This window comes from Kitasatospora sp. NPDC088779 (genome assembly GCF_040685395.1).
In the GTDB taxonomy this organism is placed as follows: Bacteria; Actinomycetota; Actinomycetes; order Streptomycetales; family Streptomycetaceae; genus Kitasatospora.
The window spans coordinates 85,950-110,933 of the sequence record NZ_JBFBHW010000020.1; the positions used below are offsets into that span (position 1 = coordinate 85,950).

Annotated in this window: 20 protein-coding genes and 1 tRNA gene; 17 read left to right on the forward strand and 4 right to left on the reverse strand. The window is 72.5% G+C overall.

Features of this window, described 5'->3' with window-relative positions; genetic code table 11:
- Positions 1 to 24 precede the first annotated feature (24 nt).
- The gene (locus AB0P03_RS20735; protein WP_363630153.1) at positions 25 to 1,791 is read right to left on the reverse strand and encodes a penicillin-binding transpeptidase domain-containing protein; all 1,767 of its coding nucleotides are present in this window, start codon (positions 1,789 to 1,791) and stop codon (positions 25 to 27) included.
- Positions 1,792 to 1,965: 174 nt separating this feature from the next.
- Positions 1,966 to 3,861 (reverse strand): phospholipid carrier-dependent glycosyltransferase, encoded by a 1,896-nt coding sequence (locus tag AB0P03_RS20740; protein ID WP_363630154.1) that lies wholly within the window; start codon positions 3,859 to 3,861, stop codon positions 1,966 to 1,968.
- A 97-nt stretch (positions 3,862 to 3,958) separates the two neighbouring features.
- Between AB0P03_RS20740 and rsmI the strand changes: the two genes are divergently transcribed.
- The 8 genes from rsmI to AB0P03_RS20780 all read left to right on the forward strand — a co-directional run bounded on the left by rsmI (position 3,959) and on the right by AB0P03_RS20780 (position 12,809).
- Positions 3,959 to 4,849, forward strand: coding sequence for a 16S rRNA (cytidine(1402)-2'-O)-methyltransferase (gene rsmI / locus AB0P03_RS20745; protein WP_363585340.1), 891 nt, complete (start codon positions 3,959 to 3,961; stop codon positions 4,847 to 4,849).
- A gap of 247 nt (positions 4,850 to 5,096) precedes the next feature.
- Entirely contained in the window at positions 5,097 to 5,522 is a 426-nt protein-coding gene (locus AB0P03_RS20750; protein ID WP_363585339.1) for a hypothetical protein, read from the forward strand.
- Between the two features lie 151 nt (positions 5,523 to 5,673).
- Positions 5,674 to 7,293, forward strand: a complete 1,620-nt coding sequence (metG, locus tag AB0P03_RS20755) for a methionine--tRNA ligase (RefSeq protein WP_363619213.1) — start codon at positions 5,674 to 5,676, stop codon at positions 7,291 to 7,293.
- Entirely contained in the window at positions 7,293 to 8,171 is an 879-nt protein-coding gene (locus AB0P03_RS20760) for a TatD family hydrolase (protein ID WP_363585337.1), read from the forward strand. Before metG ends, AB0P03_RS20760 begins: the two co-directional genes overlap by 1 nt.
- Before the next feature lie 70 nt (positions 8,172 to 8,241).
- Positions 8,242 to 8,841, forward strand: coding sequence for a Uma2 family endonuclease (locus tag AB0P03_RS20765; RefSeq protein ID WP_363630156.1), 600 nt, complete (start codon positions 8,242 to 8,244; stop codon positions 8,839 to 8,841).
- A 28-nt stretch (positions 8,842 to 8,869) separates the two neighbouring features.
- The gene (gene rsmA / locus AB0P03_RS20770; protein ID WP_363585335.1) at positions 8,870 to 9,793 is read left to right on the forward strand and encodes a 16S rRNA (adenine(1518)-N(6)/adenine(1519)-N(6))-dimethyltransferase RsmA; all 924 of its coding nucleotides are present in this window, start codon (positions 8,870 to 8,872) and stop codon (positions 9,791 to 9,793) included.
- Entirely contained in the window at positions 9,790 to 10,707 is a 918-nt protein-coding gene (locus AB0P03_RS20775) for a 4-(cytidine 5'-diphospho)-2-C-methyl-D-erythritol kinase (protein WP_363630158.1), read from the forward strand. Before rsmA ends, AB0P03_RS20775 begins: the two co-directional genes overlap by 4 nt.
- A 224-nt stretch (positions 10,708 to 10,931) precedes the next feature.
- Positions 10,932 to 12,809 (forward strand): ABC-F family ATP-binding cassette domain-containing protein, encoded by a 1,878-nt coding sequence (locus AB0P03_RS20780; RefSeq protein ID WP_363630160.1) that lies wholly within the window; start codon positions 10,932 to 10,934, stop codon positions 12,807 to 12,809.
- A 108-nt stretch (positions 12,810 to 12,917) separates the two neighbouring features.
- Here AB0P03_RS20780 and AB0P03_RS20785 read toward each other — a convergent pair whose 3' ends face one another.
- A complete protein-coding gene (locus AB0P03_RS20785; RefSeq protein ID WP_363630162.1) occupies positions 12,918 to 14,816 on the reverse strand; it encodes an FUSC family protein in 1,899 nt (632 codons plus the stop codon).
- A gap of 417 nt (positions 14,817 to 15,233) precedes the next feature.
- Here AB0P03_RS20785 and AB0P03_RS20790 point away from each other — a divergent pair, with 417 nt between their 5' ends.
- The 4 genes from AB0P03_RS20790 (at position 15,234) to AB0P03_RS20805 (ending at position 20,253) form a co-directional block, all read left to right on the forward strand.
- Complete coding sequence (locus tag AB0P03_RS20790) at positions 15,234 to 15,680, forward strand: hypothetical protein (protein ID WP_363585331.1); 447 nt, start codon at positions 15,234 to 15,236, stop codon at positions 15,678 to 15,680.
- A 43-nt stretch (positions 15,681 to 15,723) separates the two neighbouring features.
- Positions 15,724 to 17,394 carry a hypothetical protein gene (locus tag AB0P03_RS20795; RefSeq protein WP_363630164.1) on the forward strand — a complete coding sequence of 557 codons (1,671 nt, stop codon included), beginning with the start codon at positions 15,724 to 15,726 and terminating at the stop codon, positions 17,392 to 17,394.
- Between the two features lie 132 nt (positions 17,395 to 17,526).
- Complete coding sequence (locus tag AB0P03_RS20800) at positions 17,527 to 18,795, forward strand: S8 family serine peptidase (RefSeq protein ID WP_363630165.1); 1,269 nt, start codon at positions 17,527 to 17,529, stop codon at positions 18,793 to 18,795.
- Positions 18,796 to 18,918: 123 nt separating this feature from the next.
- A complete protein-coding gene (locus AB0P03_RS20805) occupies positions 18,919 to 20,253 on the forward strand; it encodes an MFS transporter (RefSeq protein WP_363630166.1) in 1,335 nt (444 codons plus the stop codon).
- A 20-nt stretch (positions 20,254 to 20,273) separates the two neighbouring features.
- Here AB0P03_RS20805 and AB0P03_RS20810 read toward each other — a convergent pair whose 3' ends face one another.
- Positions 20,274 to 20,870, reverse strand: coding sequence for a flavodoxin family protein (locus tag AB0P03_RS20810; protein ID WP_363630168.1), 597 nt, complete (start codon positions 20,868 to 20,870; stop codon positions 20,274 to 20,276).
- Positions 20,871 to 21,056: 186 nt separating this feature from the next.
- Between AB0P03_RS20810 and AB0P03_RS20815 the strand changes: the two genes are divergently transcribed.
- The 5 genes from AB0P03_RS20815 to AB0P03_RS20835 all read left to right on the forward strand — a co-directional run bounded on the left by AB0P03_RS20815 (position 21,057) and on the right by AB0P03_RS20835 (position 24,974).
- Positions 21,057 to 21,506, forward strand: coding sequence for a helix-turn-helix domain-containing protein (locus AB0P03_RS20815; protein WP_363585326.1), 450 nt, complete (start codon positions 21,057 to 21,059; stop codon positions 21,504 to 21,506).
- Between the two features lie 182 nt (positions 21,507 to 21,688).
- Positions 21,689 to 21,764, forward strand: a tRNA-Thr gene (locus AB0P03_RS20820).
- A 182-nt stretch (positions 21,765 to 21,946) separates the two neighbouring features.
- On the forward strand, positions 21,947 to 22,615 hold the full coding sequence (locus AB0P03_RS20825) for a LuxR C-terminal-related transcriptional regulator (protein ID WP_363585325.1): 669 nt from the start codon (positions 21,947 to 21,949) through the stop codon (positions 22,613 to 22,615).
- Positions 22,616 to 22,765: 150 nt separating this feature from the next.
- Positions 22,766 to 23,728 carry a UDP-glucose 4-epimerase GalE gene (gene galE / locus AB0P03_RS20830; RefSeq protein ID WP_350877731.1) on the forward strand — a complete coding sequence of 321 codons (963 nt, stop codon included), beginning with the start codon at positions 22,766 to 22,768 and terminating at the stop codon, positions 23,726 to 23,728.
- A gap of 298 nt (positions 23,729 to 24,026) precedes the next feature.
- A complete protein-coding gene (locus AB0P03_RS20835; RefSeq protein ID WP_363585324.1) occupies positions 24,027 to 24,974 on the forward strand; it encodes a response regulator transcription factor in 948 nt (315 codons plus the stop codon).
- Positions 24,975 to 24,984: the final 10 nt, after the last annotated feature.

Genomic DNA, 24,984 nt, shown 5'->3' on the forward strand with positions numbered 1-24,984 from the left:
CGGGCTCCGTCCGGACGGGTTGTTCTAGCGGCCCGCGGCCTTGAGCAGCGAGGCGACGGCCGGGCCGGCCGCGTCCACGCCGTGGCCGCCGCCCTGCACCTCGGCGGCGACCGCGATGTTGCCGCGGAAGGCGGTGAACCAGCTGTTGGTGGTGGTCGCGCCGGCGACCTCGGCGGAGCCGGTCTTGGCACCCGCGTTGTCGGTGATCCCGGCCATCACGTCCTTGGCCGTGCCGCCGGTGGCGGTGGCGTTCATCATCGCGCGCAGCTTGCCCGCGACGTCCGGCGCGATCTGGCGGGCCGCCGCCTGCTGCGGCAGGCCGGCGACCAGGATCGGCTGCTTGAACGCGCCGCTCTGGACGGTCGCGGTGATCGAGGCGATGGCCAGCGGGTTCATCTGGACCTTGCCCTGGCCGATGTAGTTCATGGCCTGCTCGTCCTTGCTGCCCGGCGTCGGCGGCACCTTGCCGTCGGTGTTCGGCAGACCGGTCTTCCACTCCAGGCCGATGCCGAACACGTCCTTGGCCGTGCTGGACAGCGTCTCGGGCTTGAGGCTGGTCAGGCCCTGGTTGATGAAGGCCGTGTTGCAGGACACCATGAAGTCCTGCTGGAGCGTGTTGTTGGGGAAGGCGCCCGGGAAGTCGTTCGGGATCGCGACCGGGTTGCTGCTCTTCTCCGGGCAGGCCACCACGGTGTCCGGGTTGACCCCGGCCTCCAGCAGCGCCGTCGAGGTGACGATCTTCATCGTCGAGCCGGGCGCGAGCAGGCCGGTGAAGGCCCGGTTCTGACCGCTGGCCGGCGCGTTGGCGAAGGCCAGCACCTGGCCGGTGCTCGGCTCGATCGCGGCGATCGACCCGGACTTGCCGCCCAGGTCCGTCATCGCCTTCTCGGCCGCCGCCTGGATGGTGTTGTCGATGGTCACCTTGAACGGCTTGCCGGGCTTGGGCTCGACGATGGTGAACAGCTTGTCCGAGGCCCCCTTTCCGGCCAGGTCGCTGATCACCACCGCGCTGCCCGCGTCCTGGTCCTTGTTCGGGTCCGGCGGCAGCAGCTTGTGGGCGTTGTCCTGGAGGGTGGACAGCAGCGCCGGGGTGAGCGAGGCGCCCTGCAGCGGCTTGCCGTTGCGGTCCACCACGGTGGACGGCGGGGCGAAGACCTGCTGGGTGGCGATCGTCTCGTTGCCGGACAGGTGCGGGTGGATCACCGTCGGCGCCCAGTGCACGGCCGGGGTGTTGTCGCTCATCTTCACGACGTTCAGGAAGCCGTTGTAGTCCCAGACCCGGTTGGTGCCGGCGAACTCGGCGCGCGCCTTGAAGCCCATCAGCACACCGGCGGGGCCGGCCGAGGCGGAGGCCGACGGCGAGTCGGTGGCACCGGGGGTCGCGCCCGCCGACGACGTGGCCGAGGCTCCGGCGGAGGGCTTGGCCGGCGCGGGGGTGCCGGTGGCCGACGCGAAGGCCTGCGGGGTGGCCGGGCCGGCCGGGGCCAGGGTCAGCGCGCTCGGCTTGACCTGGTCGCGGAACGCCGTCAGCGCGGTGGTGGCCGCGGCCGGGTCGTCCGTCAGCGCGGCGGCCTTGTCCAGGTCGCCGGCCGCCCAGGCCGCCAGGAAGTCCTTCGCACCGTTGGTCGCCTGCTCGGCCGAGGGCGGCTCGGCGACCACCGTGCGGGGCTTCTTCGCCGAGGACGATCCGGAGTCCGAGCCGCCCATCAGGCTGTACGCCCCGTAGCCACCGCCCGCGAGCACGGCGACGGAGACGCCGGTGATGATGCCGATCTTCGCGCCTCTGCGCATGGTGCTGTTCCCCCAAGGGTCTGCCGGACGGGCGCGACCGACCGGGGCCGGACACGCTGTTCCCCCCACCCTAGGCAGCGCCGATCGGTGCGCCGACGAAATGCCCGCGAGTTGTGACGGATCTGGTACGTGTCGTGCACCGCATACGGACGATTCGGGGAACAGCGGTGTCGATCAGATCCAGCTGTTGAACCACATCCGCTGGCGCCAGTCGTCCATCGGAATCGTCTGCCCGGTGAACAGCGGGAAGAAGAAGAGGAAGTTCCACACGATCAGCAGCACCAGCAGCCCGGCCGCCGCCGAACCGATGATCCGGCGGTCCCGGGAGGCCCCCGGAGGCCCGATCAGCGCACCGACCAGCATGGTCACCGCGAGCACCAGGAACGGGACGAACACCACCGCGTAGAAGAGGAAGATCGTCCGCTGCTGGTAGGCGAACCACGGCAGGTAGCCGGCGGCCAGGCCGCACAGCACCGCGCCCGCCCGCCAGTCCCGCCGCGCCACCCAGCGCCACAGGCAGTACACCAGCGCCACCACGGCCGCCCACCACAGCAGCGGGGTGCCGATGCCCAGCACCTCGCGGGCGCACTCGGCGGCCGTGCAGCCGCTCTGGCCCTGCTTGGGGGACTCGTAGAAGAACGAGACCGGCCGGCCCAGCACCAGCCAGGACCACGGGTTCGACTGGTAGGTGTGCGGGTCGCTCAGGTGGGTGTGGAAGTCGTAGACCGTCGAGTGGTAGTGCCACAGGGCGCGCAGCCCCTCGGGTATCCACGGGTAGTCGGTCGAGCGGCCCACCGCCCAGTCCCGGCCCCAGCCGCCCTTGCCCGGCACGTTGCTGCTGGCGAACCAGCCCCACCAGGACGTGACGTAGACGACCAGCGACACCACCACGACCGACACGAAGGCCGGCACCACGTCCCGGGCGAGCGTCGCCAGGTACGGGCGCGGGGCCCCGGCCAGGCGGCGGGCGCCGACGTCCCACAGCACCGTCATCACGCCGAAGGCCGCCGCCACGTACAGGCCGCTCCACTTGGTGGCGCAGGTCAGGCCGACGCAGACGCCGGCCGCGATCCGGTACGGGCGCCAGCCCAGGTTCGCCCGCTGCGCCAGCACCGCGTCCGGCACCCCGCCGAGCCGGTCGGCCAGCCGGGCCCGGGTGCGGTCGCGGTCCAGCAGCAGGAAACCGAAGGCGGCGAGGATCCAGAACATCACCACCAGGTCCAGCAGCGCGGCGCGGCTGAGCACCAGGTGCAGGCCGTCCACCGAGAGCAGCAGGCCGGCCACGCAGCCCAGCAGGGTCGAGCGGAACAGCCGGCGGGCGATCCTGGCCACCATCAGCACCGACAGCGTGCCGAGCAGGGCCACCGCGAACCGCCAGCCGAAGGGGTTCATGCCGAACAGCATCTCGCCGGCGCCGATGATCCACTTGCCCACCGGCGGATGGACCACGTAGGAGGCCGCCGATCGGTACGGGACGGCCGCGCCGGGCGTCATGATCTGCTCGTTGGTGCCGTCCGGCCAGTTGATCTCGTAGCCGCCGTGCCAGAGCGCGTAGGCGTCCTTGGCGTAGTACGTCTCGTCGAAGATGATCGCGTGCGGCTGGCCGAGGTTGGTGAAGCGCAGGATCCCGGCGAACACCGCCACCGCGATCGGGCCCAGCCAGCCGGACCAGCGGCACAGCCACGACCACACGGCCGGCGGCACGGACACGCCCAGCCGCAGCAGCAGCGGCGACGGAGGCACCACCGCCGGGGTCACCCCGGGGCCGTCCGGCATCGGCGGGACCAGGCGCTCGGCCAGCGGGGCCACCGGGCGGCCGGCGTAGCCGAACCCGGCCAGCCGCTCGCGCCAGCTGCGCGCGGCGCTGCCGGGTTGGTCGGGTCGGCCGGGTTGGTCGGGCTGGTCCGGGCGGTCGAACTGGTCGGGTTGGTCGGGCCGCGCGGGGCTCCCGGCCTGGTCGGCGGGCCGCGGAGCCGGGACGGCGGAGGACGGCAGGCCGGCCACGTCGCCGCCATCCTGCGCGGTGTGGTCTGTACCAGTGGGCGTGCGCGCCGCCGTGTCGCCGTTCATCCGCCACATCGTAGGGGCGCTTCTCGCACGTGTGACCGCTCCCTCGGAAGCTGCCCGAATCGTCACCAAAAGCCCCCGGGCCGCGGTAGCTGCAAGGATGGGGCCCGTGACAGGAGTACTCGTTCTCGCAGGCACCCCCATCGGCGACGTCTCGGACGCCCCGCCCCGGCTGCTCACCGAACTGGCCACGGCGGACGTGATCGCGGCCGAGGACACCCGGCGGCTGCGCCGGCTCACCCAGGCGCTCGGGGTGACCCCGGCCGGGCGGGTGGTCTCCTACTTCGAGGGCAACGAGGTCGGCCGCACCCCCGAACTGGTCGAGGCACTGCTCGGCGGCGCCCGGGTGCTGCTGGTCACCGACGCCGGCATGCCGTCCGTCTCCGACCCCGGCTACCGGCTGGTCGCCGCCGCCGTCGAGGCCGACGTCAAGGTCACCGCGGTGCCCGGGCCGTCCGCCGTGCTCACCGCGCTCGCGCTGTCCGGCCTGCCCGTCGACCGCTTCACCTTCGAGGGTTTCCTGCCGCGCAAGACCGGCGACCGGGCCCGGCAGCTCGCCTCGATCGCGGCCGAGCCGCGCACCATGGTCTTCTTCGAGGCGCCGCACCGGATCGCCGAGGCGCTCGCCGCGATGGCCGAGGCGTTCGGCGCCGATCGGCCCGCCGCCGTCTGCCGCGAGCTCACCAAGACGTACGAGGAGGTGAAACGCGGACCCCTCGGCGACCTGGCGGCCTGGGCCGCCGAAGGCGTCAGGGGCGAGATCACCGTCGTCGTCGCGGGCGCCCCGCCGGCGGCGCCGCAGGAGCTCACCCCCGCCGAACTGGCCCGGCTGGTGGCCGTCCGGGAGGAGGCCGGGGAGCGCCGCAAGGAGGCCATCGCGGCCGTCGCGGCGGAGCTCGCGCTGCCGAAGCGGGAGGTGTTCGACGCGGTGGTGGCGGCCAAGAACGAGGCGAAGAACGAGGCCGCGAAGGGGGCGGGAACGGGGCCGTGAAAGAGGGGTGAATTCCGGGGGGTTGCGTGACCCCGGGGGAGTCGTACCTTTGAGGGAAGGCCCCGGTAAACGCCCACGGAGCTGAAAGTTCGGTCGCGGTTTCCGGAACGATCCAGGCCTTTCGTATAGGAGTTCCCAACCCGCGTCCAACTCTTCACAAGCAGGGCATCGGCCGAGGCCGTCAGGGCATTTCCTGGAATGGAAAGACCCAGCCGGGCGAGCGCCCGGCGGGCGCTGGGAGACGGCTATGAGCGAGATGATCGGTAGCCCCCTCGGTGGCAACGCGCTGAGCGCCCCCGGCCTGGCCGGACGGCCGCACACTCCCGTCGAGACCGTGCGGGAGGCCTACTCCTTCGCCTGCCTGCGATGCGGGTACGGCTGGGAGCAGGCGTACGACATCGAGCACCACGCCGGCAAGGACGGGCACGTCGTGTTCGAATACCACGCCAACGGTGTCCGGGTACCGTCCCCGCTGCTCAAGCCGACCTGCCCGGGGTGTGGCGGACACACCGTCCGGATCATGCGCGAGGGCCGGGTCGCCACCGCCGACCAGTCCTGGCACCACGCCCCCGGCTACCCGGCGCACGCCGAGCCTGCCGGGGCGGCCCCGGTGACCGACCCCGCGAAGCCGCGCGGACGCTGGGCCCGGTTCTGGTCGCGGCTGCTGGGCTGACCGCCGGCACCGGGAGCGCACCCGGGGGCCGCCCGCCGCGAGCAGCGCGGCGGGCGGCCCCCGCCGTCGCCGGCCGGGCGGCAATCCGTCGAGGGCGGCGGGTGGCAATCCGGTCGAGGGCTGCGGGCGGGCCCGACTAAGCTTTCCGACCATGGCGGCCACTGCAGACCACAGCACCACCGGGGCGACCGCCCCGGCGTACTACGTTTCCACCCCGATCTACTACGTCAACGATCGCCCGCACCTGGGCCACGCGTACACCACCGTGGCGGGCGACGTCCTCACCCGCTGGCACCGCCAGCGCGGCGAGAAGGTGTGGTACCTGACCGGCACCGACGAGCACGGTCAGAAGATCATGCGGACCGCCGAGGCCAACGGCGTCAGCCCGCAGGAGTGGTGCGACAAGCTGGTCGAAGAGGCCTGGAAGCCGCTCTGGGAGCACCTGGAGATCGCCAACGACGACTTCATCCGCACCACCCAGCAGCGCCACACCGACCGCGTGCAGGAGTTCGTCCAGGACCTGTACGACAAGGACGAGATCTACAAGGGCGGCTACTCCGGCCCGTACTGCGTCGGCTGCGAGGAGTTCAAGCTCCCGGCCGAACTGCTCGACGGCGCCACCGAGGACGAGAAGCTCTGCGCCGTGCACAAGCGGCCGGTCGAATGGCTGGAGGAGGAGAACTACTTCTTCCGCCTCTCCGCCTACGGCCCGAAGCTGCTGGAGTTCTACGCCGCCAACCCGGACTTCATCCAGCCGGCCTCGGCCCGCAACGAGGTGCTGCGCTTCGTCGAGCAGGACCTGAAGGACCTCTCGATCTCCCGCTCCACCTTCAACTGGGGCGTCCCGCTGCCCTGGGACGAGAAGCACGTCCTGTACGTGTGGGTGGACGCGCTGCAGAACTACATCACCGCGGCCGGCTACGGCAGCGACCCGGAGCGCTTCGCCGAACTGTGGCCGGCCTCCGTCCACCTGGTGGGCAAGGACATCCTGCGCTTCCACGCGGTGATCTGGCCCGCCATGCTGATGGCCGCGGGCCTGCCGCTGCCCAAGCGGGTCGTCGCCAACGGCTGGCTGATGGTCGGCGGCGAGAAGATGTCCAAGTCCAACCTGACCGGCATCTCGCCCACCGACCTCACCTCGCACTTCGGCGTTGACGCCTACCGCTACTACTTCCTGCGGGCGATCCCCTTCGGCACCGACGGCTCGTTCTCCTGGGAGGACTTCACCGCCCGGTACACCTCCGAACTCGCCAACGACTTCGGCAACCTGGCCTCCCGGGTCGCCGCCATGGTCGGCAAGTACTTCGACGGCGCGCTGCCGGCCGCCGCCGCCCCCGGTGACGCCGAGCAGGCCATCGCGGACGGCCTCGCCACGGCCCTCGCCACCGCCGACCGGAAGATCGGCGAGGAGCTGGACTTCGCCGGCGGCCTCGCGGCGATCTTCGAGTTCGTCAAGCAGGTCAACGGCTACCTCACCGAGCAGGAGCCGTGGAAGGTGGCCAAGGACGACTCGGAGCAGGGCCGGGCCCGCCTCGCCACCATCCTCTACACCGCCGCCGAGGCGCTGCGCGGCACCGCCGTCATGCTCAACCCGGTGATGCCGTCCACCGCCGAGAAGCTGTGGACCTCGCTCGGCGCCGAGGCCGGCCTCGGCGCGCTCGCCGCGCAGACCATCGCCACCACCGCCGACTGGGGCCGGCTGCCCGCCGGCAGCACCGTCACCAAGGGCGAGATCCTGTTCCCGCGCCTCGAAGAGAAGCCCGCCTCCTGATGTCTGCCAAGGACGACGCCCGGTCGACCCCGCCGCCACTGCCGGAACCCCTGGCCGTGGCGGTGGCCGACTCGCACACCCACCTCGACATGCAGGCCGGCACCCCGGCCGAGGGACTGGCCCGGGCCGCCTCGGTCGGGGTCACCACGGTCGTCCAGGTGGGCTGCGACGTGCCCGGCTCGCGCTGGGCCGCCGAACTGGCGGCCCAGTACGAGCAGGTGCACGCGGCCGTCGCCCTGCACCCCAACGAGGCGCCGCGGATCTTCCTCGGCGACGCGGACGGCTGGTCCGGCCAGCAGCGGAAGGCGGGCGGCGAGGCCGCGCTGGAGGAGGCGCTCGCCGAGATCGACCGGCTCGCCGCCCTCCCGCAGGTCCGCGCCGTCGGCGAGACCGGCCTCGACTACTTCCGCACCGGCCCCGAGGGCGTCGAGATCCAGAAGGAGTCGTTCCGCCGCCACATCGAGATGGCCAAGCGGCACGACAAGGCCCTGGTCATCCACGACCGCGACGCCCACGAGGACGTCATCGCCGTCCTGCTGGCGGAAGGCGCCCCCGAGCGGACGGTCTTCCACTGCTACTCCGGCGACGCCGAGATGGCCAAGGTCTGCGCCGAACACGGCTGGTACCTGTCCTTCGCCGGCCCGGTCACCTTCAAGGCCAACCAGCCGCTGCGCGACGCCCTCGCCGCCACCCCCCTCGACCGGGTCCTGGTCGAGACCGACGCGCCCTTCCTCACCCCCCACCCCTACCGCGGCCGGCCCAACGCCCCGTACCTCATCCCGGTCACCGTCCGCTCGATGGCCGGCACGCTGGGGCTGCACGAGGACGAGCTGTCCACGGCGATCGCGGAGAACACGGCCCGGGCCTTCGGGTACTGAGCCGGTCGAACGAAAGTCTGATTCCGGCGGAACGATTCGGCACTCCCGGCTGCTTCTTGGGCTGGCTAGCATGAGTGCAGTGAGGGAGGTGGCGATGACCGCCGAGCCGATCGACTGGATGCATCCGCCGTCCCAGGGCTGGACGTACGGGCAGGTCAAGGACCTCGACCTGCCGTTCGATTGGGAACTGGTGGACGGAGCCGTCGTGGTCCGAGGGATGGCGAAGTGGTGGCACGACCAGGTGCGCGATCAGCTGCTCATCAGGTTGTCCGGCGCGCGGACCACGCCTTACGTCGTGAACGCCGAGCGCTGCGTCCTGCTCGACGAATACAACACCTCCAAGCCCGACGTCGTCGTCATCGACAAGACCGGCCTCGACTTCTTCGAGCTGGAGTGCACCCCGCCCGAGTCGGTGGTCCTGGCGGTCGAGGTCGTATCACCCGGCTCCAGGGTCGCCGACCGTTTCCGCAAGCCAGGCCAGTACGCCGAGAAGAAGATCCCGTACTACTGGCGGGTCGAGCGCGGCCTCGACAACCTGCCGATCGTGCACGAGTTCCACCGGGACGACGAGAAGGGCGTCTACCTGCCCGTCGCCCAGCACGAGGGCGTGCTCCGCACCTCGGTGCCGTACCCCGTCGAGATCGACCTCGCCGAGGTCGTCGAACTCTGAGGGCCCCACGCGCCCGTATCCTTGGCGCGTGAGCACCACCGACCCCACCCCTGACAGCCACCTGCTGGGCGCCGCCGACATTCGGGAGCTGGCGGCCGCGTTCGGCGTGAAGCCGACCAAGCAGCGCGGGCAGAACTTCGTCATCGACGGCAACACCGTGCGGCGGATCGTCCGGGCAGGCGGGGTGACGGCCGAGGACGCGGTGGTCGAGGTCGGCCCCGGGCTCGGGTCGCTGACGTTGGCGCTGCTGGAGGTGGCCGCGCACGTCACGGCGGTGGAGATCGACCCGGTGCTGGCACAGCACCTGCCGGCGACCGTCGCGGCCCGGATGCCCGGCAAGGTCGACAGCTTCGACCTGGTGTTCAGCGACGCCATGGAGGTCACCGAGCTGCCCGGGCCGGCGCCCACCGCGCTGGTCGCCAACCTGCCGTACAACGTGGCCGTGCCCGTCCTGCTGCATATGCTGGCGACCTTCCCCAGCATCGAGCGCACCCTGGTGATGGTGCAGGCCGAGGTCGCCGACCGGCTCGCCGCCAAGCCCGGCAACAAGGTCTACGGCGTCCCGTCCGTCAAGGCCAACTGGTACGCCGACGTGAAGCGGTCCGGTGCCATCGGCCGGAACGTGTTCTGGCCCGCCCCCAACGTCGACTCCGGGCTGGTCTCGCTGATCCGCCGCGAGCCGCCGAAGACCACCGCCAGCCGCAGGGAGGTGTTCGCCGTCGTCGACGCCGCGTTCGCCCAGCGGCGCAAGACCCTGCGCGCCGCGCTGGCCGGCTGGGCCGGCTCCGCCGCCGGGGCCGAGCAGGCGCTCGCGGCGGCCGGGATCGACCACAAGCTGCGCGGCGAGATGCTCACGGTGGAGCAGTTCGCCGCGATCGCCGAGCACAAGCCGAAGATCGCCGAGCACGAGCCGAAGATCGCCGAGCACGAGCCGGAGGCGGACTCCCAGTGATCACCGTGCGGGTTCCGGCCAAGGTCAACGTCCAGCTCGGGGTGGGCGGACTGCGCGCCGACGGGTTCCACGACCTGGCCAACGTGTTCTTCGCCGTCGCCCTCGGCGACGAGGTCACCGCCACGGCGGGGGAGGGCGTCACGCTCTCCTGCACCGGGCCGGACGCCCACGTCGTCCCCCTCGACGACAGCAACCTCGCCGCCCGCGCCGCCCGCCTGCTCGCCGCCCACCACGGCATCGCCGACCCCGGCGTGCACCTGCACATCGCCAAGGCCATCCCGGTCGCCGGCGGCATGGCCGGCGGCAGCGCCGACGGGGCCGCCGCGCTGGTCGCCTGCGACGCGCTCTGGCAGCTCGACACCGCCCTCGACACCCTCCTGGAGCTGGCCGCCGAACTCGGCTCCGACGTGCCGTTCGCCCTGCTCGGTGGCGTCGCGCTGGGCCTCGGCCGGGGCGAGATCCTGCAGCCGCTCACCGTCGACGGCGCCTTCCACTGGGTGTTCGCGGTCGCCGACGGCGGCCTCTCCACCCCCGCCGTCTTCCGCGAGTGCGACCGTCTGCGCGAGGAGGCCGGCACCGGCTCCAGCGACACCGACGTCCGCACCCCCGACGCCGACCCCGCGCTGCTCGCCGCCCTCGCCCAGGGCGATGCCGTCGCCCTGGCCGCCGCCCTCGCCAACGACCTCCAGCCCGCCGCCCTCTCGCTGCGGCCCGCGCTCGCCGCCACCCTGCGGGCCGGCACCGAGGCCGGCGCGCTCGGCGCCCTCGTCTCCGGCTCGGGGCCGACCTGCGCGTTCCTCGCCAAGGACGCCGACGCGGCCGCCGCCGTCGCCGAGGCGCTGCGGGCCTCCGGCACCTGCCGGACCGCGCACGCCACGTACGGGCCGGTGCCGGGGGCGGCGCTGGTGCCGTAGGGCCCGCCGGTGCCGGGGCGGCGCCCGCGTCGTAGGGACCCCGCTCGCGTCGTAGGGGCTTCGCCGGTTCGGGGCCCGCCGGTTTCGGGGCCCCCGCCGCCGCAGGCGGTGAGGGCGCTTCGGCGGGCCCATTAGGCTGGGGAGATCGGGGCGTCCCCGACAGGGGTGCCCGGCCGCGACCGGCGGGCCGCCCCGAGACCGCCAATCCCAGGAGCGCAGCAGACGTGGCCGTCAACCTCGCCACCATCGAGTCCGTCACGAAGGTCTACGGCACCCGCGCCCTCCTGGACGGAGTCAGCCTCGGCGTCAGCGAAGGCGACCGGATCGGCGTCGTCGGACGCAACGGCGACGGCAAGACCACCCTGATCCGGATGCTCGCCAAGCTGGAGGAGGCCGACAGCGGCCGGATCACCTGGAACGGCGGCCTCCAGCTGGCCGTCCTCACCCAGCACGACTCGCTCGACCCGACGGCCACCATCCGGCACGAGGTGATCGCCGACCGGGCCGACCACGAGTGGCTCGGCGACGCCCGCATCCGCGACATCGTCGAAGGCCTCTTCGGCGGCCTCGACCTGCCCGGCTTCGCCGACGGCCTCGACACCGTCATCGGCCCGCTCTCCGGCGGCGAGCGCCGCCGGATCGCCCTCGCCAAGCTGCTCCTCGGCTCGCCCGACCTGATCGTCCTCGACGAGCCCACCAACCACCTCGACGTCGAGGGCATCAACTGGCTCGCCCAGCACCTGCAGAAGCGCCGCTCCGCGCTGGTCTGCGTCACCCACGACCGCTGGTTCCTCGACCAGGTCTGCACCCGGATGTGGGACGTCCAGGGCGGCGCCGTGCACGAGTACGAGGGCGGCTACTCCGACTACGTCTTCGCCCGCGCCGAGCGCTCCCGGATCGAGGCCGTCGAGGAGCAGAAGCGCCAGAACCTCGCCCGCAAGGAACTCGCCTGGCTGCGCCGCGGCGCCCCCGCCCGCACCTCCAAGCCGCGCTACCGGATCGAGGCCGCCAACGCCCTGATCGCCGACGTGCCGGAGCCCCGGGACCGGTCCGAGCTGATGAAGTTCGCCAACGCGCGACTGGGCAGGACCGTCTTCGACCTGGAAGGCGTCACCGTCAAGGCCGGCCCCAAGCTGCTGCTGGAGAACCTCACCTGGCAGCTCGGCCCCGGCGAGCGGATCGGCCTGCTCGGCGTCAACGGCGCCGGCAAGACCTCGCTGCTGCGCGCCCTGCGCGACGCGTACGCCTCCGAGGGCGACGTGCAGCCCGCGTCGGGTCTGATCAAGGTCGGCAAGACGGTGCGGCTCGCCTACCTGTCGCAGGAGGTCGTCGAACTGGACCCGGCCATCCGGGTGCTCCAGGCCGTCGAGCAGGTCCGCTCGCGCGTCGACCTCGGCAAGGGCCGGGAGATGAGCGCCGGCCAGCTGTGCGAGCAGTTCGGCTTCGGCAAGGACAAGCAGTGGACGCCCGTCGGCGACCTGTCCGGCGGCGAGCGGCGGCGGCTCCAGCTGCTGCGCCTGCTGATGGACGAGCCCAACGTGCTGTTCCTCGACGAGCCCACCAACGACCTCGACATCGAGACCCTCAACCAGCTGGAGGACCTGCTCGACGGCTGGCCCGGCTCGATGATCGTCATCAGCCACGACCGGTTCTTCATCGAGCGGACCACCGACGTCGTCCACGCGCTGCTCGGCGACCAGAAGATGCGGATGCTGCCGGGCGGCGTCGACGAGTACCTGGAGCGGCGGGCGCGGATGGCCGCCTCGATCGCCGCCGCCGCTTCGGCCGCGTCGGGTGCTTCGACCGCCTCGACCGCCTCGACCGCCTCGACCGCTTCGGCCGCGGCGTCCGGCGGTTCGGACGCCGGGACCGCCGCGTCGGCCCTGTCGGGCGGTGACCTGCGGGCGGCGAAGAAGGAGATGCAGAAGATGGAGCGGCAGATCGCCAAGCTGGACCAGAAGGAGTCCAAGCTGCACGCCCAACTCGCCGAGCACGCCGCCGACTTCTCCAAGGTCGCGGAGCTGGACGCGCAGCTGCGCGCCGTCCGGGAGGAGAAGGAGGAGCTGGAGCTGAGCTGGCTGGAGCTGGCCGAGCAGGTCTGAGCCCCGGTCGGGGTTCTGGCCGGAGTCCTGATCGGGGTTCTGGCTGGAGTTCTGGTCGGAGTCTTCTGGTCGGAGTCCTCTGGCGGGGACCGGGACTCCGGTCGGGCCCTACCGGGCCAGCAGGGCCTCCAGCTCGTCCGCCGCACGGCCCAGCGCACTGCGCGCCGGGTCGTGCGGTGCCGTCGGGCGGGCCGCCGCCCCGGTCGGCGGGCGGTGCTCGCGGGCCGCCGCCGTCAGCTCGTCCAGCGCCCGGCGCACCCGCCCCACCTCCGCCGGATCCGGCACCCGGCCGCCGTACCGCAGCTGCGCCGCGAACGCCGCCACCGCGCCGCCCAGCCGTTCCAACGCCGCCGTCGCCGGCAGCCACTGCTCCGCCAGCCGTCCCGTCGGCGGCGGCTCGGCCAGCCCCTGCCGCACCTCCTGGCGGGCGTCCTCCAACGCCCGGTACGCCGTACGGCGCAGCCACACCTCGGCCCGGCCCGCGTCCCCGGTGACCGCGTCCAGATAGGCCCGCAGCGCGGTGGCCGCGTCCACCAGTCGGGGCTCGATCCGGTGCCGCGGACGCTCCGGCCACAGCAGATAGCCGAAGAGCAGCACGATCGCGCTCGCGAGCACCGTGTCCAGCACCCGCGGCCAGAACTCGGCCGCGCTGCTCTGCCCGCCCAACTGGAGCAGGATCAACGCCATCGGCGTCATCGCCACCGTGTTCAGCCCGTAGTGCGCCGCCGTCGCGTACGGCAGTAGGGCCACGCAGAACGCGGCGATCGCCGTCAGTACCCACGCGTCGGTCGTGAGCGACACCACGGCCGCCGTGACCGCCACCCCGAGCACCGTGCCGACCGAGCGGCTCACCGCCCGCAGGAACACCGAACCGAGATCCGGCTTCAACACGAAGGCGATCGTCATCGGCACCCAGTAGCTCTTGCTGAGCGGGTAGCTGGCCGTCACCGCCGAACCGACCGCGATGCACAACGCCACCCGCAGCCCGTACCGGACCGAACCGCGCGACAGCAGCCGCACCCGCAGCCGCCACGGATCGGGCGGCGGTGCCGGGGCGGTACCGACCTCCGCCTCCCGGCCGGCCACGGTGTCGGCCGCCGCGCGCAACGCCACGTCCAGGGCCTGCCGGGACGGCGTGTCCGGCTGCCACTGCGGAACGGCGACCTCGCCGCCGCCCCGCCGGACCGCGTCCGCCAACCGGAGCGGTACCTCCGCGACCTCGGGCGGCACCGGCCGCCACGCCCACAACAGGCCCGTCGCCGCCTCGGTGGCGGCCAACGCCGCCTCGTACATCCGGCGCAGCCGAACCGTACGGGCGGACTCCGACCCCGGGCGGTGCGGTCGCGGGAGGAGGTCCTGCAACTGGTTCAACCGGGCCGTCAACACCTGGCGCGAAGCCGCGCCCTGCGGCGTGCCCAAATCGGCCAGCGTCCGGCCGAACGCCTCGTACGCGGCCGCCAGCGCACGGTTGCGCGGATCCGAGGCGGGACGGCGGTGCGCGCCCCCCGGCAGACCCAGCACCACCACGAACGCGGCACCCGCCAGCATCATCGGCGCCGCCGCCCACCACGGATCCGGCAACGGCATCCCGCTGCCCAACGCCGCCGACACCAGCAGCAGCATCCCCGCCGCCGAACCCCGCGGGCCCGTCGCACTCAGCGCGCCGGACGCGAACGCCGTGAACGTGAGCGCCGCACCGAGCACCACCGCCGAAACGTGCGCGTGCTGGAGGGAGGTGCCGATCAGCATGCCGAGCGCCGAAGCCAGCACCGCCGACGCGATCCGGGGCACCCGCAGGCCGCTCGGCTCCGCGCGGTCGTTCATCGTCGCGTGCATCGCGCCCAGACCGGCGAACACCCCCAGATCCAGCCGGTGCCCCAGCAGCCCTGCGGCCAGCGGCACCGCCATGCCCACCGCCGCGCGGGCCATCAGCGCCAGCGGCAACGGCGGCCGGGAAGGACGGGCGGCACGGGCCCACCAGGAGGGGGCGGACTCGTCTGCGGGCATCAGGTCACGTCCGTTCTGCGGCCAGGGGTCGCTGCTGTGCGACATTGCGCGGCAGATGGGGGCGTACCCGGTCCAACCGGGCGAGACCAGTCTACCGGGGCCCGGCGCGACACCCCCGAGGGCCGCACGTGTCAAGTTCGTACCGATCCCGCACAGGCGGGCCAAGGGCCCTGCCGACCCGACAGGGGCGGTGGCTACGATTACGGAGGCGGAGACCGCCCCCAGGGCGGGCGGTGCACCGACCAGCACTGTACGACCGAGAAGTTGACGGTATGTTGCGGAGCGGCGGCCCCGGGGTTACCCCGAACCGCCGCCCGTACGGGGGAGAGGTGAACTGCTGTGGCAGGAGAGGTTCCACCGAACACGGGGGCCAGTCCGGACACGTCCGGTGACGTCACGCCATTTATGCTCAGCCACATGATGGGGTTCGGCCCCCTCGTCAGCACCGTGCAGACGAACGTCAGCGCCGCCGACCTGGTGTCCGCCTTCGGCAAGAAGGACGTCAAGGTCGAGCTCGACACGCTCACCGCGTTCGCCAAGAAGATCGAAGCCCTGCTCCAGGCCATGGAGGGCTCCCCGGCGGCCCCGTACAAACTCCAGGAACAGAAGCTGACCGGCGGAAGCTTCGCCAGCGCGGAGTTCGCCGAAGCGACGGCCCTGACCGCGGCCTACGACAAGGTGCACACCCAGCTCGTCAAGCTGCACAAGGACTTCGTGTCGCAGATCGAGGCGATGAAGACCGCGGTCGCGGCGACGGCGGGCAACTACTCGGCCAACGAGGACGACACGGCGGCCGCACAGAACGCCGTCGCGAAGAACGCGGGCGGCCCCACACCGCCGCGGGCCGGCGGCGAGGGCTTCTGATGGTGGTCGGCGAGGGCGCCCACGGGGAAACGGGGAGTAAGTAGTGGCAGACGGAACGAACTTCGAGGGCGTCGGACACGCCCAGCTCAAGAAAATGGTCCAGAGCACCGACCCCACGACGGTGCTGAGCCGCGGCACCCAGCTGCAGTCGGCCGGCCGTGTCCTGAAGGAACTCGGCGCGGCACTCAAATCGCACATCGGCAACGTCAGCTGGGAAGGGCCGGCCGCCGAGAGCTTCAAGACCTGGGCCGGCAACCTGCAGCAGTCTGCCGCGTTGCTCGGTGACTACTCCACAACCGCCGGCGACGCCATGCACCAGGCCGGTGAGGCACTCAGCACCGCCAAGGTGGCCGTGCCGGACGTGCCACACGACGATGTCGACATCGTCAAGACACGCTCGACCCAGGGGGCGCCCAACCAGTTGGCGCTCACGAGCGCCAACTTCACCCCGGCCGGGCCGACCACCGCCACCGTCGACGCCATGATGAAGAAGCAGAACTGCTCCTGGGTCACCGAGACGGAGGCTCTGGCCGCCTCCCAGCGGGTCTACAAGGCTCACCAGGAAGCCATCCACCAGATGGAGAAGCTGGGGCAGGCGTACGAGGCCGCGACGACGAAGCTGGCCGGGCTCGGGGACGTGGCTCTACCGGGTACGCCGGATGCGAGTAGCAACAAGTACGAATCCTCGACGGCCTCTGGTGGCAGTGGCTCGGGCGGTTACGGCGGCTCCGTTCGTAGCCCTCGTACAGGCGGCGGTAGCACCGGGGGTAGCTACCGCCCGCCAGGTGGAAACTACGGTGGTGGTTCGGTCGTGCCTCGGAGTCCGGGGTCGGGTCCGCAAGGCCAGGTCGGCGGGCCTGGCCACGCCGACCCGATTCCGCCGCGAAGCGGTGGCCAGGTGCCGCCGACGCCGGTGGGCCCGGGCTCCTCGGCGCCTCCCTCTGTGTCGTCGGAACCCGTCCACCGTCCCGGTACCGGCCTCGACAGCCTGCCGACCGTGCCAGGTCAGACCGGCCCGCTCGGCCCCAGTGGTGGTGGAAGTCTCTCGCCTGACGGTCCGAGTGGGATTCCCGGATACCCGGGTGGCCCCGGTGGCACCCCGGGATATCCGGGTGGTCCGGGTGGCGGCCCGGTGACCGGTTTCCCGGCGGGGGTCGGCGGTGGGTCGATCCCGGCCAAGGGTGGTGGCGGATCCGTCTCCGGCAGGGGCGGGGGCTCGATCCCCGCCCGTACGGCTCCGTTCGGCGGCGGCTCGGTGCCGGGAAAGTCCGGTGGCAACCCGGGTCTGCCCAGCGGGACGGTCTTCGGCGCCCGTGAGGCCCAGGCTGGTCGGGCGGGAGCGGCCGGCAGCGCGGGCGGGGTGGGCGGCATGCATCCAGGGATGGGTGGTGGTTCCGGAGCCGTTGGTTCGGGCGGCAGCTCGCGGGGTCGAGGCCTGACCTCGACCGGAGGAGGGGCGGTCGGCGGCCGCAAGGGACCGGCTGCTGGCGGGGAGTTCACGCCGGGTGGTACGGGCCTGCGTAACCGGGCTGCTGCTGCGGGAGCCGTTGAGGGCGAAGCCCGCTCCGGGCAGAACGGCATGATGGCTCCTGGAACGGTGGGTCACTCCGGGCGGAACGAGCGCGATCGCCGCAAGCGGGCCGACTACCTCCACGAGGACGAGGAGACCTGGACCAGCGGTACGCCGCACAGCAACCCGGACGTGATTGAGTAGGACGGCAACGACTGCCCGGCCACTGGGCTCTCCCGGTGGCCGGGCAGACCTGTTCGGGGCACGCTCCCCGGTCGACGGAGAGATTGACGAGGAGTTGTGATGGGGCGGACGAACACGCGATCTCGTTGGCGGATGTCCGCTGCGGTGCTTTTGGCGGCGGGAGTTGTGGTCGGCCCGGTCGCAGTGCCGGCGGCTGCCGAAGACACGATCCGGCAACAGCAGTGGCATCTGGACGCGATGCATGCACCGGAGATGTGGAAGATCACCAAGGGGCAGGGGATCACGATTGCCGTGATCGACGGCGGATTCAAGCTGGATCATCCAGATCTGGCGGGGCAGTTCCTGCCCGGCAAGGATTTCAGCGGCAGTCCTGGTGGGGTGGGCTCCTTCGGTGACGGGCACGGCACCGGGATTGCCAGCCTCATCGCCGGGACGGGCAAAGGTATGGGGGGAACCGGTGCCCAAGGCCTGGCCCCCGGGGTTAAAATTCTCCCCTTGAAGATCAATAACGGGTCTTCTGGTGCGCTCGTATCCACTGAATTCCTTGGCCAGATCGGCCAGGCCATTTCCTATGCGGTTGATCAGGGTGCCAAGGTCATCAATATCTCGCAGGGTATGGATGCGGCAGTTCCCGCGCCGGAAGATGTTGTCAATCTGAATGGCGTAATTGAGGCTGCGAGGGCCAAGGGTGTTCTTGTAGTGGCAAGCGTCGGAAATGAAGCGCAGAAGGGCAATCCGGTCGAGTATCCCGGAGCTCTTCCGGGCGTTGTCGGGGTAGGGGCAGTCGATCGTGATGTGATTGCGACAGCCGAGTCTGAGCAGGGTCCGCAGGTTATTCTTTCCGCGCCCGGCATGGATATGCTTGCAGCTTGCACTTCCTCAACTGGTTATTGCAGGAGTCACGGGACTTCGGACTCGGCCGCACTCGTTTCTGCTTCGGCAGCCCTGGTGTGGTCGACGCATCCGGAATGGACGGAAAATCAGGTTCTTCGGGTGCTAATTAACACGGCAGGAAAACCGACTGATGGGTCGGTCCGCAGTGTCGATGTCGGGTACGGAGTTGTCAGGCCTCGCGTCGCGCTGACAGAACCTGGCGATCCTGGGCCTGCGAATGTGTCGCCGATTCCGGTTGTGCAGACCTTGCCCTCGGCGAGCTCGTCGGCTACTTCGACGCCCTCGTCGAGTTCGGCCGCCCCGAGTCCGAGTGAGGTGGCCGTGGGGGCGCCTCCGGTGGGGCCGGCGGCGGAGAAGTCCTCCGGTTCGGGTGGTGCGTTGCCGGTCGTGGCCGGTGTGGTGGGTGGGTTGGTGCTGGTCGCCGGTGCGGTGTTCGTCGTGCTGCGGCGGCGGAAGGCCAGTGGACAGCCTGCGGTGCCGCCGGGGGAGGACCCGTACGTGCGGTGATCCGGGGGCCTGCGCTGGTGTGCGCCTGCGGTGTTGAGCCGGGGGCGCGTGGGGTGGGGGTGTGCGCGGGGGTCACTCGGGTGGGGGCTGGTGGCGGGGCGGGCTGGTGTCCAGGGTGGTGGTATGGATGCGGAGGAAGCCCGGCGGGCGGGGCAGTTGAGGCGTGCGGCGGCTGCGGCGCTGATCGGTACGGCGATCGAGTTCTACGACTTCTTTTTGTACGGGACGGCGGCGGCCTTGGTGTTCGGGTCGGTGTTCTTTCCTGAACTGGGCACGGTGGGGGCGCTGTTGGCGGCGTTCTCGGTGTACGCGGTGGCGTTCCTGGCCCGGCCGCTGGGGGCGGTGGTGTTCGGGCATTTCGGGGACCGGGTGGGGCGGAAGGCGACGCTGGTGGTGTCGCTGTTGTTGATGGGGCTGTCGACGGCGGCGGTGGGGGTGTTGCCGGGGTTCGGGTCGTGGGGGTGGTGGGCGCCGGCGGCCCTGGTGGCGTTGCGGGTGTGTCAGGGCGTGGGGTTGGGCGGGGAGTGGGGCGGGGCGGCGCTGCTGATCGCGGAGAACGCGCCGGCCGGGCGGCGGGGGCGGTACGGGGCGTTCCTGCAGTTGGGGCCGACGAGCGGGTTCGTGTTGGCGAACGGGGTGTTCCTGGCGGTCCAACTCGGCCTGGACGAGCGGGCGTTCCGGGAGTGGGGCTGGCGGGTGCCGTTCCTGGCGTCGTTGGGGCTGGTGGCGGTGGGGCTGTTCGTGCGGCTGCGGTTGGAGGAGACGCCGCTGTTCCGGCCGGACGAGCCGAGGGACCGGGCGCCGGTGGTGGAGGTGTTGCGCGGGCACTGGCGCACGGTGCTGCTGGGCTGTGGGGCGATCACCGTGGGGTACGCGCTGTTCTACCTGACCACGACGTACGCGTTGGCGTACGCGACGTCCGGGCTCGGGGTGGCGAGTTCGCTGGTGCTGGTGATGCTGCTGGTGGGCGCGCTGGGCATGGGCGTGACGGTGTGGGTGAGCGCGTCGCGCAGTGACGGCTGGGGGCGGCGGCGGACGCTGTGCTGGGCGACGGGCCTGGCGGCGGGGTGGTCGCTGGTGCTGTTCCCGCTGCTGGAGACGGTGCGCCGGCCGTTGATGTTCGTGGCGCTGGCGGGTGCGCTGGTGGTGCTGGGGTGCCTGATGGGGCCGGTGGCGGCGTTCCTGCCGGAGTTGTTCCCGACCCGGGTGCGGTACACGGGTGCCGCGTTGACGTACAACCTGGGCGGCGTGGTGGGCGGGGCGACGACGCCGCTGGTGGCGACGCGGCTGACGGAGGCGTACGGGACGGCGGAGCCGGTCGGCTGGTACCTGGTGGGGCTGGGTGTGGTGGCGCTGGGGTGCCTGTGGCTGCTGCCGGAGACCGGTGGTGCGGAGTTGGGGGCGGTGGACGGCGGACGCCGCCGGGCGCCCCTCCTGGGGGCGGACCCGGCGGCGTAGGTGCCGACCGTGCGGTGCGGTCAGCCGGCGAGGGCGGCGCGGCCGGCCAGCACGACGGCGGTGTGCTGGGCGACCCGCTCGCCGAGGTGCTCGGCGGTCGCGATGTCGGCCTTGTGCACGGCCTCGGGGCCGGCGTCGGACGGGCTGGAGGCGGCGGCGCCGTTGAAGAAGCCGAGGCGGTTGAGGTCGTTCTCGGTGGCGGTGGTGGCGTTCCAGCCGGGCTTGAGGCCGAGGTTGACCCAGCTCATGCCGTGCTGGGCGGCGAGGGTCTGGAAGAAGCCGAGGGTGCCGGCCTTGTCGCCGCTCTTGGAGGCGGAGTTGGTGAAGCCGGCGGCGACCTTGTCCCGCCAGGCGTCGGAGAACCAGCGCTTGCTGGTGGCCTCGGCGAAGACGTGGAAGGCGCCGGAGGCGGTGCCCATGTAGGTGGGGGAGCCGAAGACGATCGCGTCCGCGGCGTCGAGCTGGGCCCACTGCTCGTCGGTGATGGTGTCGACGGCGATCGAGACGACCTCGGCGCCGGCGGCGGCGCCGCCGCGGGCGACGGCCTCGGCGATGACGGCGGTGTGGCCGTAGCCGGAGTGGTAGGCGAGGGCGACGGTCGGGCGGATGGCGGTCATGCGGGGGCACTCCTATACGGGTACGGGCAGGGGCAGGGGCAGGGCAACGCAGGCAAGGCAGGGGGAAGGCAAGGGGCGGCGAGGGCCTGCTGCCGCACCCCGGCCCGTCGACTGGTCTCTAATATAGACCAAGTCTCCATTGGTTACCAAGGGTGGATTGGAGACCGCGGGGCTACCCTGGACAGCATGACGACGGAGGAAGCGGCCCGGGCGGAGAGCGGCACCGGGCGGCAGGGGCAGGAACGGGAGGGCGGGCAGGACCGGGAGCAGGAGCTCGACGTCTTCGCCCAGCTCTGTCCCAGCCGCGCGATGTTCGCCGAACTGGCCGACAAGTGGTCGATGTTGATCCTGATGAGCCTCGCCGCCTGCGGGCAGCAGCGGTTCTCCGAACTGCAGCGCGGCGTCGGCGGGGTCAGCCGCAAGATGCTCACCCAGTCGCTGCGCAGCCTGGAGCGCAGCGGACTGGTGCGCCGCACCGTGTTCCCGGAGACGCCGCCGCGGGTGGTCTACGACCTGCTGCCGCTCGGCCGGGAGCTGGCTGTACTGCTGGCGCCGCTCGGCCGGTGGACGGAGCAGCGGACCGGGCAGATGCTGGCCGCCCGCGAGGAGTTCGACGAGACGCACGCCGAAGGCTGACCGCGCGCACGCCGAAGGCTGGCCGCGCGCGCCGAGGGCTGGCCGGGCCCGCGCCGAGGGGCGGGTGCCCGCCCGCCGGGGGTCGGTCCGGCGTGCGCCGGGGCCGCGGACCCGATTTCCCTTCCTGGCCGCCAGCCGTGTAATGTCTTCCTTGTTCGACCGGCCCGGCGAAAGCCCGGCAAGCCCCTATAGCTCAGTCGGTAGAGCGTCTCCATGGTAAGGAGAAGGTCTGCGGTTCGATTCCGCATGGGGGCTCCATTCGAAGGCCCTCGCTTCATGGCGAGGGCCTTTTGCTGTTCCCCGATCAGACCGTCGGGCCCGGTGCGGAGGCCGAGCGCGGCGGCCTAGCGGGTCGGGTACGGAATGCGCTGTGATGGTGCGTCATCGGCCGCCCGCCCATGGGGTGCGGGCGCGAGCCGAACCCCGACCGGGAGGGCGTCATGGGCGTTCGACTCGTGGTGGTCGACGATCACCGGCTGTTGGCCGAGGCGCTGGCCACGGCGTTGCAGCTGCGCGGCCACCGGGTGCTCGCGGTCGGCTGCCCGGCCGGGGTCGCGGCCGATCTGGTGGTCGGCCGGCGGCCGGAGGTGTGTCTGCTGGGGGTGTCCGCGCCGAGTGAGCCGGCGGCTTTCGACGGGCTGCGCCGGATCCGCCGGGAGCGTCCCGAGGTGGCCGTGATCGTGCTCGGTCCGGTGGGTGAACTGCGCGGTGTGGCGGGGGCGTTCGCGGCCGGGGCGGCGGGGTACGTGCCGAGCGACGAGCGGATCGGGGTGGTCGAGCGGGCGATCGGGCGGGCCCGGGCGGGCGAGGCGGCGGTGGCCGTGGACGTGCTGCGCGGGGCCTTCGACCAGTTGCTGCGGCCGGTCGCCGAGCCGGACGACGAGGCGGTGCGGCTGCTGCGGCTGCTGACCCGCCGTGAGGTGCAGGTGCTGGCCCGGATCGCGGACGGGGAGGACACGGCGGCGATCGCCGCCGGGATGCGGATCGCCGCGAGCACCGCCCGGACGCACGTCCAGCGGGTGCTGATGAAGCTCGGTGCGCGGACCCGGCTGGAGGCGGCCGCGGTGGCGGCCCGTACCGGGCTGCTGGAGCGGATGGCCGGCGGCTGAGGGGGGCTCGGGGTCCGTGAAACCGGCTCCCGGGCGGCCCGTTCACATGGTCCTGGGCACTCCGGCGGGCAGGGAGAATAGCCTCAGTCGTACACACGTCATCGACGGCCGCCGCTGACCGGCGGACCGTCGCCCGCTGGAGGTCTCATCATGAGTAAGTACCTGGTCACGGGTGGCGCCGGCTACGTCGGCAGCGTGGTGGCCGCCCACCTGCTGGAGGCGGGGCACCAGGTGACCGTCCTGGACGATCTCTCCACCGGTTTCCGCGAGGGCGTCCCGGTCGGTGCCGAGTTCGTCGAGGGTCGGGTCCAGGAGGCCGGCCGGGTGCTGGACGGTTCCTTCGACGGCGTGCTGCACTTCGCCGCCTCCTCGCAGGTCGGCGAGTCGGTCGTGGACCCGGAGAAGTACTGGCGCAACAACGTGGCGGGTTCGCTGGAGCTGGTCGCGGCGATGCGCGCGGCGGGTGTGCGCAAGCTGGTGTTCTCGTCCACCGCCGCCGTCTACGGCGAGCCGGAGGTCGTGCCGATCGCGGAGACCGCCCGCACCTCGCCGACCAACGCCTACGGCGCCACCAAGCTCGCCGTGGACCACCTGATCACCAGCGAGGCCGTCGCGCACGGCCTGGCCGCCGTCTCGCTGCGCTACTTCAACGTGGCCGGTGCGTACGGCGCGTACGGGGAGCGCCACGACCCCGAGTCGCACCTGATCCCGCTGGTGTTCCAGGCGGCGCTGGGTCAGCGCCCGCACATCGCGGTGTACGGCGAGGACTACCCGACCCCGGACGGCACCTGCATCCGCGACTACATCCACGTCGCGGACCTGGCCGACGCGCACCTGCTGGCGCTGGACGCGGCCAAGCCGGGCGAGCACCTGATCTGCAACCTGGGCAACGGCAGCGGCTTCTCGGTGCGCGAGGTGATCGAGTCGGTCCGGCGCGTCACCGGCCGGGAGATCCCGGTGCAGGCGGCCGGCCGCCGGGCCGGCGACCCGGCCGTGCTGGTGGCCTCGGCGGCCCGCGCCCACGAGGCGCTGGGCTGGACGCCGCGCCGCCCGAACCTGGACGACATCGTCGCCGACGCCTGGAAGTTCGCCCTGGAGAAGCACGGCAAGTAGGCCGCAGGACCCCGCAGGCGCCGCTCCCGGAGGTTCGGGGGCGGCGCCTCGGCGTTGCCCGCTTCGACCGGTGATGGCGTGAAATCCCGCCACTCGCGCACCTCCTGACGAAACTTCACCAAACCGCCACGAGGGGGTTTCCCGGCCCGTACGCTGAGTGCGGTACCGGTGGGGGCCGGCGCCCTTTTCGGCCTCACCGGCCACCGGTGGGCGGGCGGAGTGACGGGCCCAGACCGCGGGTGCCGGGGCCGGTCCCCGCCCCCGGGCTCGGGCCGGTCTGAGCAGGGGGGTAGTGACGATGGGGCGGATCCGCGTCCTGGTGGTCGACGACCACCGGATCTTCGCCGAGGCCCTGGCCGCGGCGCTCGCCGCCGAGCCCGACGTGGAGGTGGGGGCGGCCGGCAGCGGGGCCGCCGCCGAGCGGGCGCTGGAGCGTGCCGCCGTCGAGGGGCGGGCCTTCGACGTGGTCCTGATCGACGCCGACCTGGGGGCCGAGGGCACTGCTTCGGCGGGTGTCCGGAGCCGGCTCGGCCCGGACGCGGCCGACGCGGCCCGGCGGCGGCCGGCCCCGGCGGTGCCGCCGCCCCGCCACCCGGTCGGCCCGCCGGTGGCGCAGTCCGGCGGCCGCCCGGTGGACCTGTTGCGCCCGGGCGGGCGCGGCACGGAACCGGTCCGCTCCGACGCGTACCGGGCCGACCAGCTCAGAACCACGCCTCCGGCACCGGACGGCATCACCCTGCTCGCCCGGGTCCGCCGCGCCCATCCGGGGCTGCGGGCGGTCGTGCTGGCCGTCGCCGACGACCCGCACCGCGCCGCCCGGGCCCTGCACGCGGGCGCCACCGGCTGGGTGGCCAAGGAGAGTTCGCTGGCCCGGCTGCTCTCCGTGGTCCGGGGGGTGCTGCGGGACGAGACGCACCTGCCGCCCGCGCTGCTGACCGGGGTGATCCGCGAGCTGACCACCGCCCGGCGGGACCGCACCGAGAGCGAGCGGCTGGTCGACACCCTCACTCCGCGGGAGAAGCAGATCCTGCGCTGCATGGTCGCGGGCCTGGGTCGGCAGGCGGTCGCGGAGCGGCTCTACCTGTCGCCGCACACCGTCCGGACGCACATGCAGAACGTGCTCGGCAAGCTCGGGGTGCACTCCACGCTGGCCGCGGTGGCGGTGGCCCGCCGGGCCGGGGTCAGCCCGGCCGAGCCGGCCCTGCCGGCGCCGCCGTCCGTCGTGACCGCGGTGGACCGGACGTGAACTCCGGGGC